Raw genomic sequence first — 15,359 nt, forward strand, 5'->3', positions numbered from 1 at the left:
GGTCGACCAGGCGCGGAGCATCCGCCTTCAGTGTCCGGTGACGCACGACACCATGCCCATCACGACCAGGACGAGTGCGCCTAGCTGCATGAGGGCCCCGGTCAGTCGACCCGCGAAGGTCTTCGCTTTGCCCTCGACGGGGGGATGCCAGGTGCCGTCCAGGTAGCCATTGTGCAAGGTGCCGGTGACGCGCGCTCGGCTGCCCGTGAGCCGCCCGCCGTACCACCCGACCGCAAATCCGATCCCGATGACCCAAATGCTGTCGTACTGGGTGACCGTGCGGTAAAGCGAGCTCATGGCTGCCAGCACCCATGGAACCAGCTTCCACGCACCCGACCAGGATGTTTCGCAATACAGGCGGCCATTCGGCGTTTCGACGTAATCTCCCGGTGCATGGTCCGGTCCGCAGAAACCCACGCTGTCGGCACTCGCGGCGGTCGCGAACAGTGAAGCGGCGGCGACGACGAGGTTGAAGAGCTTCACGGGCTACTCCTTCCGGATGGGTACTCACGATCATGATAGACGTGCGGTTCGAGCGGGGCACAATCCATTGGCCGGCATAGGCGAACGATTCGGCGCGCCGGCTCCTCACTGCTGCGGCGCCTCGAGCCCGTGCGAATGCCGGTCGAGCACCTCGGTGCGCAGGCCCGCCCGCGCGAGGTGTTGATCTTCGCCTGGGTTGCCGGGCCGAGTCGCTGTTTGGCGCGGTCGCCGCCTGGACGAGGTGAATGTGGTCATCGAAAAGCAATATGCATACCAGTTACAGACCGGAGCGCCGCATCACCGTGTTATCCCGTGTGTGAAACCGCACAGACAGGCCGGGTCCGGTACTTTAGGCTCAAATCGGAGCTGGTCAACAAGAACACAACGTCATCCGGTTGGGGGAGCTACATCGTGAAAGCACTTCGTTCCATTTTGGCCGGCGCGCTGCTGGCGACATTCGCCACGGGCGGGCAGGCGGCACCGGTTTCGCTCGAGCAATCGGTTGGCGGGACCAACATCAGCAGTGCGGGCAGCACGTTCACGCACGCGCTGGCGTTTTCCGAAACCACGGCAGGCGCGTTCGGTCAGGTACTGCTGTCACTGAGCTTCGATGTGTCGGCCAACGCCGCCGCGCAGAATGACACGATTTCGCTGTTCCTCGATGGCACCCTGCAAACCTCCGGCCAGGCCGCGTCCTTCGCCGTCACCGATCTCGACGTCAGCGAGTTCTTCGACTTCACCACCGGTACGCTGACTTTCCAACTCTTCCGCACCGTGGCGGTGGGCGGCGGCAATATCAAGCTCAGCCGCTCCGAGCTGGCGGTGCGCTTGCCGGGAAGCGTCGCGGACACCGACTTTGCCAGTGAGCAGCAATACGGCACCTCCGTGCAGCTATCCGAAGGCTCGACCGAACTGCAGGCAACTGCGCTTCGCCAGCTTCCCGAGCCGGGCACGCTCGCCCTGCTCGGCGTCGGTGTGCTCGGGGTGACGGTATCGCGGCGACGCCCGGCCTGAGCCGGCCGTCGGCACGCCACGATCCTTTCTGACGTGCCGTTCATAGGGACGATCACTGTGTCAGAAAGGGTCGTGGCCCATGTCGATTCGCCGGCATCATCGCGCAGCAGGTCTCTGCCTGGCCGCCCTACGCTGGCGATCAGAGCGGAGCATATGGCCGGGCCGCCCGCAGGTCGTGACGGAGCGATTCCCGGGCGAAACGCCCCGCGCTACCTGCCGAGCAATTCGCCGATCGGCTTCAGCGATTCGACATGGTCGCAGATCAGCTTGGCGATCGCGACCAGCGGCGCGCCGAGCAGCAGGCCGGCGATCCCCCACAGCCAGCCGAAGAACAGCAGCGAGATGAACAGCAGCGCGGCGTTCACGCCTGCGAACCGGCCCTGCAGCCAGGTCATGAATCCCATGCCGATGGCGCCCGAGATCAGGATCGAGATGCCTGCGATGGCGAGCGCATGCACGGGCGTGCCGAACTGCAGGAAGCCGGCCACTGCGGCCGCAATCGCCACCACCAGCGGACCCAGGTACGGAATGAAGTGCAGGATGCCGGCAAGGATGCCCCAGGCCCCGGCGTTCTCCACGCCGATTGCCTCGAACGCCAGCCAGGTCGAGATGCCGACGAGAAGGTTCGACACCAGGATGGACAACAGGTAGCGCTGGATCTGCACGTCGATCTCGCCGAGTATCCGCACGGTATCCTTCTTGCGCGCAAACGACGGTCCGACGAACTGCACCAGCTTGCGTCGGAAGTGGGTGCCCGACGCAAGCAGGAAATAGGCGAGCAGCAGGACGATCGGCGTCTGGCCGGCCACCGCAAACAGCAGTGCGGACTGGGCGACGGCGTAGTCGCGCAACCAGGCGGTGGGTTCGGTCGCCCGTGCGGTGATCACGCGTGCGCCCGGTCTCGCGCCCGCGTCGGCGGCAGCGCCCTGGATCTCGTTGGCGGCCTCCTGCATGCTCTGCAATGCTGTCGGACCGGCCTTTCGCTCCGCGCTCAGACGTTGCCGCAGCTTGCGCGCGGCCTCGGGCAGTTTCTCGACCATGGTGGTGACGTCGTCACCCACCGAAAATGCGACCCACGACGTGCCCCCGACCAGCATGAGCAGTACCAGCGCCGCGCCTATGGCGCGGGGAATGTGGCATGCGGCCAGACCGTCGACGATCGGGCGGAGCGTATAGCTCACCAGGATGCCGATCAGTAAAGGAATGAAGAAGGCGCTGGCCAGCGACAGCGCGGCGACAATGGCGATGGCTGCGATGATGCCGACGGCCACGGTCAGGGGCGTGTGGCGGGATGCGCGCTTCGGCTCCAGCGGGACATCGACAGCGGGAAGAACTGCAGCGGAGGTGTCGGGGTCTGCGGCGCTGGGTGGAAGGCTTTCGGCCGGCGTCAACACGGGTGCTCCCTGGTGAAATCGATACGGTCTCCGGGCCTCGTCAACGGCCCGTGTACGGTTCGCCGCCGCGAGGAAAACCGCACGGTGGAATCATGCAGTGCATCATCCTCCAGATCGTGATCAAGGTCTGTTTGCCGGCGTACATTGCGCACCGCGTGGCGGCCCCGCAGTTCGGATGGGCGTGAACGGCGGTGCGGGCTGCTGCTGACCCGCGGCGCAGCTGCGCAACATCGACAGTTTGTCGAGCTTCAGACCGCGACGACCCTGGGTGCGGATCATGCCGTCGCGGGCAAAGCGCGCCAGAACGCGCGACAGCGTCTCCGGAGTCAGGTTGAGCTGGGCGGCGATGTTCTGCTTGCTGGTCCCGAGCTGGACCTCGCAGCACTCGACGCTGTCATGTGCGAGGTGGCTCAGGTAGTGGGCAACGCGCTGGGTGCTGGTGCCTTGCAGGCACAATTGCAGGTTCTCGAGCAGTGCATAGATCGCGGACGACAGGCGCAGGGTCATCGCACTGGCAAACGAAGGGGACTCGGCGATTGCCGTGCGCAGCGCATCGTCGCGAATCAGCAGCAGAGTGCTGTCGCGGAGGGTTTGGGCGGTAAACAGCTGGGGGCGACGGAGCAGCGCGGCCTCTTCGCCGAACATCGTGCCTGCGCCGGCGATCTGCATGATCTTCTCGGCGCCGGTGGTTGACAGCAGTGAGCATTTGACCTCGCCGTCGAGCACCACCCAGATGTGCTCGGCAAGCGCATGACCGCGGGTGACGACTTCATCGCGACTGAAGTGAAGGACGCGGCCATCGTCGATCAGCGCATGCAGCTGGTAGTGGTTCAGAAAGTCGAACGGGGCGGTCCGGATCAGGGTCGCGAAAATCGAGGTGACGGAGTCGGCAGTCATCGCGTCGACGCCCGGCGTGGTCGTACCTTGCCAAGCGGCTGATGCTGCGCATTTCATGGTGTTCTCCTGATCGTCTCCGGCGAGGAATACCGGTCCGGGCCCGAATGCCTCCGGATGGGAGCAAGCCCGGCGACCGCAAGTGGCATCCTGATCGCATCGTACCGGAGCGTCCGTTCGATGCCGCACATAGGGCCGGCCTCGACGCCCGGGCAGGCGGCCGACCTCGATGCGGTCGATGACGGACCGCGCATGCCGGGACCTATTTCGTCCCGGCCTGGGTCAGGTTGCGGAGGGTGTCGGCGACGGCCCGGGTATGTCCGGCGGCGAGGGCGCTCTGGCCGCTGAACGACTGGATCGACTCGAGCATGCCCGACAGGTTGGCGACGTCGGCCGACTGGCGTTCGATCGATTGCGCCACGCGACCGATATCGGTGGTGAGCGCGCAGATGTTGGTGCCGATTTCGCCCGCGCTGGTGCGCGATTTCTCGGCGAGCTTGCGCACCTCGTCGGCGACGACCGCAAATCCGCGTCCCGACTCGCCGGCACGCGCCGCCTCGATGGCGGCATTGAGGGCGAGCAAATTGGTCTGGTCGGCGATCTGCTGGATGATCTGCACCACGCCCTGGATGCGGCCGCTCGCGTGCGACAGGTCGCGGGCACTGTCCGCAACGGTGCCCGCCTGGCGGGTCAGTTCGGTCACTGTGGTGCCGGCGCCGGTGATGACGCCTTCCTGCTCGCCGAGCTGGCGGGTGAGGCCGTCTACCGAGGCGTAGAGGTCGGTCGCACAGGACTCCAGCTGGCACGATGTGGCCTGGCGCAACGCGTGGCTCTGCTGCAGGGCGGTGCCGAGATCGTTGAGCCCGTGCACCACCGGCGCGTAGCTGCCGTCGAAATCGGCCGGGTCGAGCGGATCGTCGAACTGCTCCGCCTTGTAGCCTTCGATCTGCTGCAACATCACCCGCGACAGCCCCGCCAGCTTGCCGATCTGTCGGCGCAGGAAAAAGGCCTTGAACTCGCCGTAGTGGGCGACGAAGTTGTCGACATATTCGTCGGCGAAACCGGTGCCCGGTGTCACCCGGAAGAAGAAGATCGCGGTCAGGGTCTGGTTGAGGTTGAGGCCGAGAATCTCGCCGAAGGTCGAGAACCCCGCGATCTGGATGCCGGCCACGAGCCGGTCGATGCCGCCCAGCTCGCGCTGGTTGTACAGGCGGCGCAGGATGCAGTCGTTCATGATGCCGGCCACCGGCTTGCCCGGCTTGCCCTGCATGAAGGTGCGCAGGTCGCGTTCGGTGCTGTCGACGAAGCCGGTCCGGCGCACCAGCACGATCTCCTCGCCGGAGGCGATGTCGCAATAGAAATGGACGAGGCGGGTTTGCAGGTCGATTCGGGAGATCGAGCGCACGAACAGCTCCTGCCCGACCCGGATCGCGAACGAATAATCGGCGAGCTTGTGCTCGAGATCGGCGGGCGGACATTTCAGCGCCTCGCACAAGGCGTCGACCATGGGCAGGATACGCCCCGATGCGGTGATCACCTGCGCCACGTGACGTCGTTCCAGCGATGCGTGGAGGACGTGGAAGGAGAGCCCGGCCGGTTCGAAGTTCTGGCTCTTGAACACGCCGAAACGGACTCCCGGCGCGGTCTTCAGGAAGGCGATCACGGCATGGTTCTGGAGCTGGCGGCGGCCGTCGTGGAGGGCGGTCTTGCTGAAGTCGAGCTTGCCGCCGGCCGAGCCGCCGACGAACAGACAGGGGAAACGCCCGGATTCATAGAGCGCTTCCATGAAGAAGGATTCGGAGGCGGACAAGCCGTCGAACAGGATGTAGGCGAGGGTGTCGCGGTGGTCGATGTCGAGCCCGACGCGGGCGTTGCGGACGTTGCCGATCAGCCGTCCGATGCGTTCGTTGATGTCGGCCGGGTTGGCGCCGTTGCGCAGGTCCTCGCTGCCGAGCGGGATGGCGACGACCTCGGCATGCGCCACGATGCTGGCGTCGAAGCACTGCACCACCACGCGGTCCCAGCTATTCCCGGTGTCGCAGTAGAGCGCACCGTCACCTTCGCCGCACAATTCGCCGGCGGTCGAGCACAGCGCCATCGGCACCGACGGAAAACGTTGCCCGAGCTCGCCGGCCACGCGGTCGAGATCGACGTGGGGTGACACGTAGGCGGCAATGAAGGTCGGTTTGATCGACGCCCGCGCGAGCGCGGCGCCGAGGTCCGCCGAGCGGGCCTGGAAGGTCGTGACGCCGGCGCCGTTGGCAGCCCGTTTTCCGAACAGTCCCATGAGCTTCTCTTGTGGGTCGCAGTGGAGGGGTGACGCGGATGGCGCGTCTGTTTTCGATTATCGGCATCGCGGGCGCAAACTTGATGGGGGCCGCGATCAGCGCCGGCGGTCCGCAGCGTCACCCACGGGTGCCGTGCGGGCCGGCCAGCCAGGGGGGCGGAGCGCCGGCGTGGTGCGTGCGGGGATTGCGCCGTTCAGGTTTCGACCAGGCCCGAGCGCACCGCGATCAGCGCCAGTTCGGCCGCATTGCCGGCGTCGAGCTTCTGCTTGATGTGATAGAGATGGGTGCCGACCGTACTGGTACTGAGCTTGAGCGTTTCGGCTACCTCGGCCACCGACTGGCCGCGGGCGAGCTGGAGGAACACGTTGAACTCGCGGCCGGTGAGGGTCGAGGCCGGATCGCCGCTGCTGCCCAGGCGCGCCAGGGCGAGACGCGGTGCGAGCTCGGGGTCGATATAGCGCTGGCCGCGGGCAACCTGGGCGATGGCGCGCAGCAGCTCGTCCGGATGGGCGCGTTTGGACAGGTAACCGGTGGCGCCGGCTTGCAGGGTGCGCGACGGAATCTGGGTGTCCTCGTGGGCCGAGAGCATCAGCACGCGAGCGTCGCGGTGGTGGGCGAGCAGGCGCTCGAGTGCGCCGAGGCCGCCGAGCCCGGGCATGGACACATCCATCACCAGGACATCGGGCCGGTGCTCGGCATACAGCGTCAGCGCGGATTCGCCGCTGTTGGCCTCGGCCACCACGGCGGCTCCGGCGCCCTCGATCAGCAGACGAAAGCCCATGCGGACGACCGCGTGATCGTCGGCGAGCAGGATACGCAATCCGTTCAGTGCGCTCATGTTGCGGGCTCCGGAATGGGGTTCAGGGGGAGGCGGGCGTACACGCTGAGGCCGCCTTCGGGCGCGGCCTCGAAGCGCAGTTCACCGCCGAGGGCCAGTGTGCGCTCGTGCATGCCGGTGAGGCCATAGCGCGGGCGGGAATCGGTGACGTCGGCGGTGAGACCGCGGCCGTTGTCGGTGATCTGCAACTCCACCCCGTGTGCCGCGCACCGCAGGTCGATGTCGACCCGGCTTGCGCCGGCGTGCCGCACGACGTTGGTCAGCCCTTCCTGCAGCAGGCGTTGTACGGTGAGCTGGATCGCATCGCCGACCGCCACCTGGCGGGTATCGATTTGACAGTGAAGCTCGATCTGTGGATACAGCGCCGACCATTGGGCACACCAGTCGCGCACGGCCTCATCGAGTTGCCCGCCGGCCAGCATCGGTGGCCGCAGTCGGTGCAGAATGGCGCGCACGCCATCCTGCATCTGCCCGGTCATCGCGACGATGGCCTGGGCGCTGCCGTGGATGCCGGGCTGGTCGGCGCTGCGCTGCTGGATCGCACCGGCGATGGCGCGTACCGCGGTGATGCCCTGGGCGAGTTCGTCGTGCAGTTCGCGCGCGATGGCGCGACGCTCATCCTCCAGCCGCTCCTGGACGGCATGGGCGAAGCGCTGCTCGTCCTCGAGCTTGCGCTTGTCGGCCAGGGTGTGATCGAGGCGTTCGGCAAGGCGGTTGTAGCTGCGTGCCAGACGATCGAGTTCGGGAGCCCCGAGGGCGGGCAGGCGGCGATCGAAATGGCCGTCGGCGCCGCGCGCAATGGCGGCGTCGATCTCGCCCAGCGGGCGCAGCGCGCGGTTGAGCGCGGCGTGACTGCCGAACCAGGCCAGCATCAGCATCGCCAGCCCCCAGCCGGCCAGTCCGGCGAGATCGTCCCAGGCGTCGAGCACCGAGCGTGATGCGTCCGGGCGCAGGGTCAGCTGCATGGTGCCGGCATCCAGATGACGCACCGGCAACAGCGGCGACAGCCGGGCGACGAACCAGTCGGGCGCGCTGCGTCCCGCCTTGTAGGTGGCCGCGGGCGAGACGTAGACCACCTCGCCGCCGGTCGCGCTCGCTTCCAGCACGTGGGCCCGGACGCGGCCAACCTCGCGCAGCGATCTCATCAGGTGCGCTTCGGCGGTGGCCGGATCGCGACGCGTTTCGCGCACCAGCACGTTCAGCCATTGCTCGGTGACGCGGCCCGCGGCTTCGACTTCCTCGCTGATCGCATTGCGGGTTTCGCGCAGCCACAGTGCCCCACCGGCGAGCAGTGCCGCGGCGAGCAGACCGGTGAGGATCAGGCTGAGGCGGGCGTGCAGGCTGCGGCGTGCGCTCATGGTGTTCAGCCTCCCCAGCGATAGCGCAGGCCGATCCAGCCCGCGCGCGCTCCCGGCAGCCGGTCGAGCGGATGACTTTTTTTTATCGGGCTCATGTGCGGTCTCGTGAGTGGTGTGGTGATGGTGTCGTTCAGGGGCGACCGGCGCTGCGCAGCGCCGCCTGTTCCGCCTCCGGGTAGAGGTGGGTGACCGAGCGCCGGTACTCGGCGGCGACGACGGCGAGGCCGGCGTGGGCGGGCGGGATCGGCAGTGCCAGCATCTCGGTCATGTCCAGCCCGTGTTCGGCGCCGCTGTCGACGGTCTGCGCCAGCCACTGCAGGTAGCGGCGGGTCTGGGCGATCGGAGCGCTGTCGTTTGCGACCTCGCCGTGTCCGGGAACGATTTGGCGGAAGGCGATCCGCTCCAGCCGGTCGAGGGCCTGCAGCCACTGCGCGATGTCGGCGTGCGGCGTGGTCGGGGCCCGGCCGTTGAATACCAGATCGGCGGCGAACAGGGTGCCGCTGGCGCGGTCGAGCACGACCAGGTCGGCGGCGGTATGGCCGGCGAGCACGATCAGCTCGAGCTCCCGGCCGCCAGCGTCGACAAGGCCCGGGGCCAGTGCGCGCTGCGGCACCACGACCTCGGTGTCACGCATCCAGTCGCCGTTGAGGCGGTACATATTGTCGAGGAAGGCGGGGCCTTCGGTTTCGATCGCGCCGGTCGTGGCGGACAGCGCGGCCAGGGTGCCGGCGGCGAAGGCCTGGTTGCCGAGGAAGTGGTCCGGATGGTGGTGGGTGTTGATCACCAGCGCCACCGGCAATGAGGTGACGCGGGCGATGGCGGCGCGCATCTGCTCGCCGTAGCGCTTCGACGGGCCGCTGTCGATCACCACCACTCCGCTGGTGCCGACCACGAAGCCGGTGTTGACGATGTTGCCGCCATTGGCGAACGAAAAGTCCTCGCTAAGGCCGGTCAGCACATATACGCCGTCGGCGATACGGCGCGGCTCGAGGCGGTAGTCGAAGTCGGCCGCGCCGCCGGCGGACGTGCCGGCGATCAGCAGCAGGAGCTGCAACAGCAGCACGCGCAGCGCGCGGAGTGCCGCCCGGGGAACGGGGTGACGGCGGTGGCCGGGCGCCATCATGGTCCGACCTCCGCACGGATGAGGTTGCCGTTGTTGTCATGGCCAGCGACGCCGAGCACCCCGCTGCCGATGATTCCCGGCGGGATGTCGATGGTGAACAGCGGGTTCTCCGCCACCGGCTCGGCGGGATGGATCGTCATCAGCCTGTCGCCATCGGCGGCGCTGATGCTCAGTTCGTCGATATGGAATACCGGGATGCCGGCCGCCAGTCCGGTATCCATCGGGTGGATGATCTGCAGGCGCAGCCGGGTGCCGCCGTCGACCCGCGCCCAGCGGCGAGCGCTGACCTCGTTCAGGCGCTGCTGCCACGCCGGCGAGCCGGTGCCGGTGGAAGGCAGGGTGCAGCCGCCGCCGGTGGTATTCACCCAGGTGCCGCCGACATGCCACAGGCCGTCGGCGGTGCGTGCCGCCGCGCGTACCGGCGTCGATTGTTGCAGCTTGAGGCGGAAGCCGAGGCTGGGGCGGGCGCGGCCGGGTTCGAAACTGAGCGCCCTCACGATCGGGTTGAAGTCGGCGAACACCAGAACCTCCTCGACCCCGGCAAGGGCGCTGGCATCGACCGCGACCGGCACGTTCAGCGCGTCCTCGGCCGTGGTCGGTGCGGAAACCTTCACCCGGTCGTCGAACACGACCCGCGCGTCGCGGAAAAACTCGCGCTGCATGTCGCCCCAGCGCGGCGAGGCGAGCGGATCAGGGGTCGCGGTCGCGCCCGGGGTGGCCGTTGCAAATGGGATCAGGGCGAGCGCCAGGGCGGCACCCGCGATCAGCCGGGTGAATCTCATCTCGTCTCCTCGGGGCGCAGTGCATGCCGCGCCTGTTGTGAGCTTGCATAATGCAAACGCTGTGCCAAGGTGTAAACAGTGCGCTACTGCTTCCAGGGTAGCGCACCGTACCTGACCTGCGGCGTGCCTGTCGCAAGCAGGTGTTCATTTGTGGAGCATGTGAACCGGTTTGGTACAGCGCTGCGACCGGTGTCCTCAGCTGGCGAGGGGGCATTCGGTATGGCATGCCGCTTGCAAAGGAGATGACTGGATTTCCGTCGAGCCGGTGCTGCACGGCGGAGGTCGCATGTCACATATACCGAGAGACCCAGGAGGAAAACGGATGACCAAAATCACAAGAAATTCGACCATGCCGCGCAGGCTGACCGTTGTGGCGGCCGCGCTGATGGTGTTGGGGGCGACCCAGGTGACGGCGAAGGAGGTGACCGATGACGACATCGTCAATGACGCCACCAACACCACCCAGGTGGTCACTCACGGCATGGGCACCAAGGGGCAGCGTTACAGCCCGCTGACCCAGGTCAACGCCGATACGGTAAAGAACCTGGTTCCGGCCTGGTCCTTTTCCTTCGGTGGCGAAAAGCAGCGCGGACAGCAGTCGCAGCCGCTGATCCACGACGGCAAGATGTTCGTCACCGCGTCCTATAGCCGCATGTACGCGCTCGACGCCAAGACCGGCGCGAAGCTGTGGAAGTACGAGCATCGCCTGCCCGACGGCATCATGCCCTGCTGCGACGTGATCAACCGCGGCGCCGCGCTGTATGGCGACCTGGTGATCTTCGGCACCCTGGACGCCCAGTTGGTGGCGCTGAACAAGGACACCGGCAAGGTCGTTTGGAAGGAGAAGATTGAGGACTACAAGGCCGGTTATTCCTTCACCGCGGCGCCGCAGATCGTCAAGGGGATGGTCATCACCGGCAACTCCGGTGGCGAGTTCGGTATCGTCGGTCGTGTCGATGCGCGCGACGCCAAGACCGGCAAACTGGTATGGACCCGGCCGACGGTCGAGGGCCATATGGGCCAGAAGTTCGACAAGGATGGCAAGGCGGCTGACAACGGCATTTCCGGCACCACCAATGCAAGCTGGCCGGGTGACCTGTGGAAGACCGGCGGTGCGGCACCGTGGCAGGCTGCCTACTACGATCCCGAGGTCGACCTGATCTACATCGGTACCGGCAACCCGTCGCCGTGGAACAGCTGGCTGCGCCCGGGCGACAACCTGTATTCGTCGTCCACCCTCGCAATCGACCCGGATACCGGCAAGATCGTGTGGCACTTCCAGGGCACGCCGCATGACGGCTGGGACTTCGACGGGGTGAACGAATTCGTCTCCTTCGAGTTCACCGACCCGAAGACCAACAAGGTGGTCAAGGCCGGCGGCAAGGCCGACCGCAATGGCTTCTTCTTCGTCAACGACCGCACCAATGGCAAGCTGCTCGGCGCCTATCCGTTCGTGAACCGGATCGACTGGGCCAAGGGTTTCGATCTCAAGACCGGCAAGCCGATCACCATCGACGAGAACCGTCCGGGCAACCCGTTCGTCGAAGCCGGTGGCGACGGCAAGAAGGGCAAGGACGTGTTCGTCGCACCGTCCTTCCTCGGCGGCAAGAACCAGATGCCGATGGCTTTCAGCCCGAAGACCGGCCTGTTCTACGTGCCGGCCAACGAATGGGGCATGGACATCTGGAACGAGCCGGTGTCGTACAAGCGCGGCGCCGCCTACCTGGGCGCAGGCTTCACCATCAAGCCGCTGCATGATGACTACATCGGCTCGCTGCGCGCGCTCGATCCGGTCACCGGCAAGATCGTGTGGGAGGTCAAGAACAACGCGCCGCTGTGGGGCGGGGTGATGACCACTGCCGGCAACCTGGTGTTCTACGGCACGCCCGAGGGCTACCTGAAGGCGGTCAACGCCACCACCGGTGAAGAAGTGTGGCAGTTCCAGACCGGCTCCGGCGTGATCGCGCCCCCGGTCAGCTGGGAAGAGGACGGTGAGCAGTACATCGCCGTGGTGTCCGGCTGGGGCGGTGCGGTTCCGCTGTGGGGCGGCGACGTCGCCAAGCGCGTGAACTTCCTCGAGCAGGGTGGCTCGGTGTGGGTGTTCAAGCTGCACAAGTCCTGATCTGAAACCTGCCCGGCCGCAACCGCCGGGTGGCATGCAGACGGTAATGGCATCGGCGCGGCAGCGCCGGTGCCGTTTTTTCATGGTGGGTCGCTGCGCTTTCAGGCCGAGCCCGCAGGACAGCCCGTCGCCGGCGCTCTGATGACCGTTGGAGATGTCGTCCCCCCAGCTCAGAGGTGCGCGGGCAGGGAAGTAAGCGGGTCGACGAGCTGATCGCCGGAGACCGCTTGCGCCATGTCGATGTCGTGCTCGATCGTTCAGATATGGGACACCCGCTCCCTTCCGTGACACATGAGGAGCTTGCCGGATTGGCCTGCCGCGTGGCCGGAGCCGATCGTGATATGCCGCCGGCCCATCGAATCGAACGCGGAGCGGACAGCGCGGTCGTCATCCGCGCAGACCCCGGCAGCGAGAGCTTGACGGGATCATGGGTGATGCGGCGCTCATGCTGGGCGTACTGCTGTTCGCACTGGGCTCGATCATGGCGCCCTGACAGGCCGCGGATCGGGCGTTGCGTCCAGAGCGCCCACTCGAGGAAGCGCTTGCGCAACTTGCCCGTGGCGAGCCGCGACCGGCGTTGCCCGGATTCGAACTGATCGAATTCCGCTGAGTCGCCCCGTCCGCAAATGCACCTGAGCCACAAGACCATCCTCAATCACCGGACGATTGTCCGTTCCAGGCTGGAGGCCGATGGCGACTTCAAGCTCCTGCGCCTGGGGGGGCGCCACGGATTGGTGGATTTTTCAGCGGATGTCCCATGTTGACGACTACACTCGAATCGATGCGTGTGCCGCTTGGCTTGGTGGAGCGTGCCCGCGGAAGCGTGAAGCGGACGGTGTACCCGCGGCGGGAAGCGGTCGGCGCCCGCTCCGGTTGGACGAGGAACCCTGCTGGCGTGATGATTGCTTTGAGACCGAGGCTGACAGATGACGTCGATGACGGCCCTGACGTGGCGGTCGAGTCCACCGCATATGCGGCGCGCGGCAGACGAAAGCATGTCACACGAGATCCACGCCTGACCGGAAGCAAGAGCATCATCGACCACCCACATTTCCCACTCCGTACCAGGCACGAACCCGGACGGCTGGCGACACCCCGTTCGCTAACTTGACCTTTCATCCAAGAGGAGTTTCATCATGATTTCCATTCGACTACTCGCCGGCGCCGCAATGGTCGCACTGACCGCAAGCGCGCACGCGGCGGATCCAAAGGCCGACGCCGAGATGTTGAAACTGGCGTCGGCAAGTGGTTGCCTGACCTGTCACAGCGTCGAGGCCGGCAAGAAGGGCCCCAACGGCATGGCGCCGATCGGGCCCGCCTGGGACGATGTCGCGCAGCAGTATGCCGGCAAGCCGGGCGCGAGCGAGTTCCTGACCCGTATCGTGCTGGAGGGATCGAGCCCGTACAGCAGCCACTGGAAGGGCAAGGTCAGCGGCCTTGCGATGCCGCCCAATGCGGTGGCAATCACCGAAGGCAACGCGCGCCGTCTGGTCGACTGGATCCTCGCCCACGGCCAATGATCGCGCAGTCGTTCGCGAGTTGCCGGTAGCAGGAGCGCAACTCGCCGGCGCAAGCCCGTTTCCTGCCGGTTCGGGTTCGACAGGACCGGGTTGGGTCGGTGATGCGGCGAAGCCCGGTGCGATTGCAAGGGCTTTCGCCCTTGCTCAAAGAATGACGGTGATCTCTTCCCGTCGCACCAGCTCTTCGCTGAACGCCACTGCATCCAGCCCGAGGGCGTCATGGGCGGTGATGACGCCGAGCGGCCTGCCGTCGGGGGTGACCACCGGTACATGGCGAAAGCCGCCCTCGTACATCAGGTGCAGCGCATGGCCGAAGGGCTTGTTTTCGCCGATGACCTGGGGATTGTGGGTCAGCACGGCGCCGACCGGGGTGTGGTCGGCATCCAGTCCGGCGGCGAGAATCCGGAACGTGGCATCACGCTCGGTAAAGATGCCGGTCAACACCCCGTGCTCGGTGACCAGGGCTGCGCTCTGGTGGGCCTGGAGCATGAGGCGGGTGACTTCACGTACCGGCATTTCAAACGGTACGCAGACAAAATCTCGATCGGCAATGACCTGATGAATCGGACGGCTGGGCATGATCTGTCTCCTGCTGGTTATTGAGGGGAAGCGGAAGATCGACCGGTGGGCCCGCCAGTACGCCGCGCATCGCTGAATGGCAATGGCGACTCCAGGTGCCGGGTGGATGCAGTGTCGGACTGCCGAACGAACCGGGGCAGGGTTTTTCAAGCTTCAACCGTGCCAGCTGCGGGCGAGTCGCTGTCTGTCATATATCTTTTTGATTTTTAACAAAAATTTCGCTTTTTGTGCGATGCCGCATGAATGCATTGCCGGTCTTTTGGCGGCTCGTTATGGTGCATCGTCACGGAGCTTGCACCGGTACGGTGCGTGCGCTGCATGCCTGGTCTAATACCATGATCTAAAAGCGGGTTTTGTTGTCTTCCTGAAGCACCTAAATGCGTGGACAGAAAAGTTCACTGCTGATATGTTTAGTTGTAAATAAATATCGGGAGTGACAGCATGTCGACGCAGCACGCCTCCGCCTCGTTCCGGTCTCCCGGTAATCGCGCCTATCACGCCCTGATGTCGGCCTGCGGACTTGCCTCTGCGCTGTTGTTCGGCGGCATGGGCCTGCTGGTCTGTGCCGATGTGCTGGTGCGCAACCTCGGTTGGGGCACGATGGCGTGGAGCGTCGAGGTCACCGAGTACATGCTGATGATCGCGACCTTTGTCGCCGCGCCCTGGCTCCTTTATCTCGGCGACCACATCCGTATCGACATCCTGTTGCGCGCCGTGTCGCCGATCGGGCGCTGGTGGCTGGAGGCGGCGACCGATGTGCTCGGCCTGGCGATCAGCCTGGTGCTTGCCTGGCAGTGCGTGGCGGTGGCGATCGACGCGTCCGCGCAGGGCGGCATGGTGTTCAAGGTGCTGATCTTCCCCGAATGGTGGCTGAACCTGCCGATGGCCTTCGCCTGCATCCTGCTCGCGGTTGAGTTCGTCCGCCGCCTGCATGGGGCGCTGTTCCGCACCGAGGGCCGCTGAC

13 protein-coding genes are annotated in these 15,359 nt (G+C 66.1%); 4 read left to right on the forward strand and 9 right to left on the reverse strand.

The features are described from left to right. Positions 1-27: 27 nt before the first annotated feature. Positions 28-483, reverse strand: a complete 456-nt coding sequence (locus tag AC3A35_RS05180; protein WP_487434850.1) for a hypothetical protein — start codon at positions 481-483, stop codon at positions 28-30. 411 nt (positions 484-894) lie between these two features. Here AC3A35_RS05180 and AC3A35_RS05185 point away from each other — a divergent pair, with 411 nt between their 5' ends. Next, a complete protein-coding gene (locus AC3A35_RS05185) occupies positions 895-1,497 on the forward strand; it encodes a PEP-CTERM sorting domain-containing protein (protein WP_487434851.1) in 603 nt (200 codons plus the stop codon). Positions 1,498-1,706: 209 nt separating this feature from the next. On the opposite strand, the gene AC3A35_RS05190 is transcribed toward AC3A35_RS05185, so the two are convergent. The 7 genes from AC3A35_RS05190 to AC3A35_RS05220 form a co-directional block, all read right to left on the reverse strand. Beyond that, entirely contained in the window at positions 1,707-2,891 is a 1,185-nt protein-coding gene (locus AC3A35_RS05190) for an AI-2E family transporter (RefSeq protein WP_487434852.1), read from the reverse strand. Between the two features lie 120 nt (positions 2,892-3,011). Beyond that, positions 3,012-3,845, reverse strand: a complete 834-nt coding sequence (locus tag AC3A35_RS05195) for a Crp/Fnr family transcriptional regulator (protein WP_487434853.1) — start codon at positions 3,843-3,845, stop codon at positions 3,012-3,014. A gap of 202 nt (positions 3,846-4,047) precedes the next feature. Next, positions 4,048-6,072: a methyl-accepting chemotaxis protein gene (locus AC3A35_RS05200; RefSeq protein WP_487434854.1), complete on the reverse strand. Its 2,025-nt coding sequence runs from the start codon at positions 6,070-6,072 to the stop codon at positions 4,048-4,050. Between the two features lie 194 nt (positions 6,073-6,266). Then, a complete protein-coding gene (locus AC3A35_RS05205; RefSeq protein ID WP_487434855.1) occupies positions 6,267-6,911 on the reverse strand; it encodes a response regulator in 645 nt (214 codons plus the stop codon). After that, positions 6,908-8,269: a histidine kinase gene (locus AC3A35_RS05210; RefSeq protein WP_487434856.1), complete on the reverse strand. Its 1,362-nt coding sequence runs from the start codon at positions 8,267-8,269 to the stop codon at positions 6,908-6,910. The genes AC3A35_RS05205 and AC3A35_RS05210 overlap by 4 nt, the downstream gene beginning before the upstream one ends. A 130-nt stretch (positions 8,270-8,399) precedes the next feature. Continuing rightward, on the reverse strand, positions 8,400-9,389 hold the full coding sequence (locus AC3A35_RS05215; protein WP_487435368.1) for a quinoprotein relay system zinc metallohydrolase 1: 990 nt from the start codon (positions 9,387-9,389) through the stop codon (positions 8,400-8,402). After that, on the reverse strand, positions 9,389-10,174 hold the full coding sequence (locus AC3A35_RS05220) for a quinoprotein dehydrogenase-associated SoxYZ-like carrier (protein WP_487434857.1): 786 nt from the start codon (positions 10,172-10,174) through the stop codon (positions 9,389-9,391). The genes AC3A35_RS05215 and AC3A35_RS05220 overlap by 1 nt, the downstream gene beginning before the upstream one ends. A gap of 322 nt (positions 10,175-10,496) precedes the next feature. Here AC3A35_RS05220 and AC3A35_RS05225 point away from each other — a divergent pair, with 322 nt between their 5' ends. Both AC3A35_RS05225 and AC3A35_RS05230 read left to right on the forward strand, forming a co-directional pair. Beyond that, on the forward strand, positions 10,497-12,296 hold the full coding sequence (locus AC3A35_RS05225) for a PQQ-dependent methanol/ethanol family dehydrogenase (RefSeq protein ID WP_487434858.1): 1,800 nt from the start codon (positions 10,497-10,499) through the stop codon (positions 12,294-12,296). Between the two features lie 1,136 nt (positions 12,297-13,432). Beyond that, a complete protein-coding gene (locus tag AC3A35_RS05230; RefSeq protein WP_487434859.1) occupies positions 13,433-13,816 on the forward strand; it encodes a c-type cytochrome in 384 nt (127 codons plus the stop codon). A 144-nt stretch (positions 13,817-13,960) separates the two neighbouring features. Here the strand turns inward: AC3A35_RS05230 and AC3A35_RS05235 are convergent, their stop codons facing one another. Further along, complete coding sequence (locus tag AC3A35_RS05235; RefSeq protein WP_487434860.1) at positions 13,961-14,395, reverse strand: CBS domain-containing protein; 435 nt, start codon at positions 14,393-14,395, stop codon at positions 13,961-13,963. A gap of 441 nt (positions 14,396-14,836) precedes the next feature. Between AC3A35_RS05235 and AC3A35_RS05240 the strand changes: the two genes are divergently transcribed. Then, positions 14,837-15,358, forward strand: a complete 522-nt coding sequence (locus AC3A35_RS05240) for a TRAP transporter small permease (RefSeq protein ID WP_487434861.1) — start codon at positions 14,837-14,839, stop codon at positions 15,356-15,358. The last annotated feature ends 1 nt before the right edge of the window (position 15,359 follow it).

Source organism: Azoarcus sp. Soil_N_20 (genome assembly GCF_057656155.1).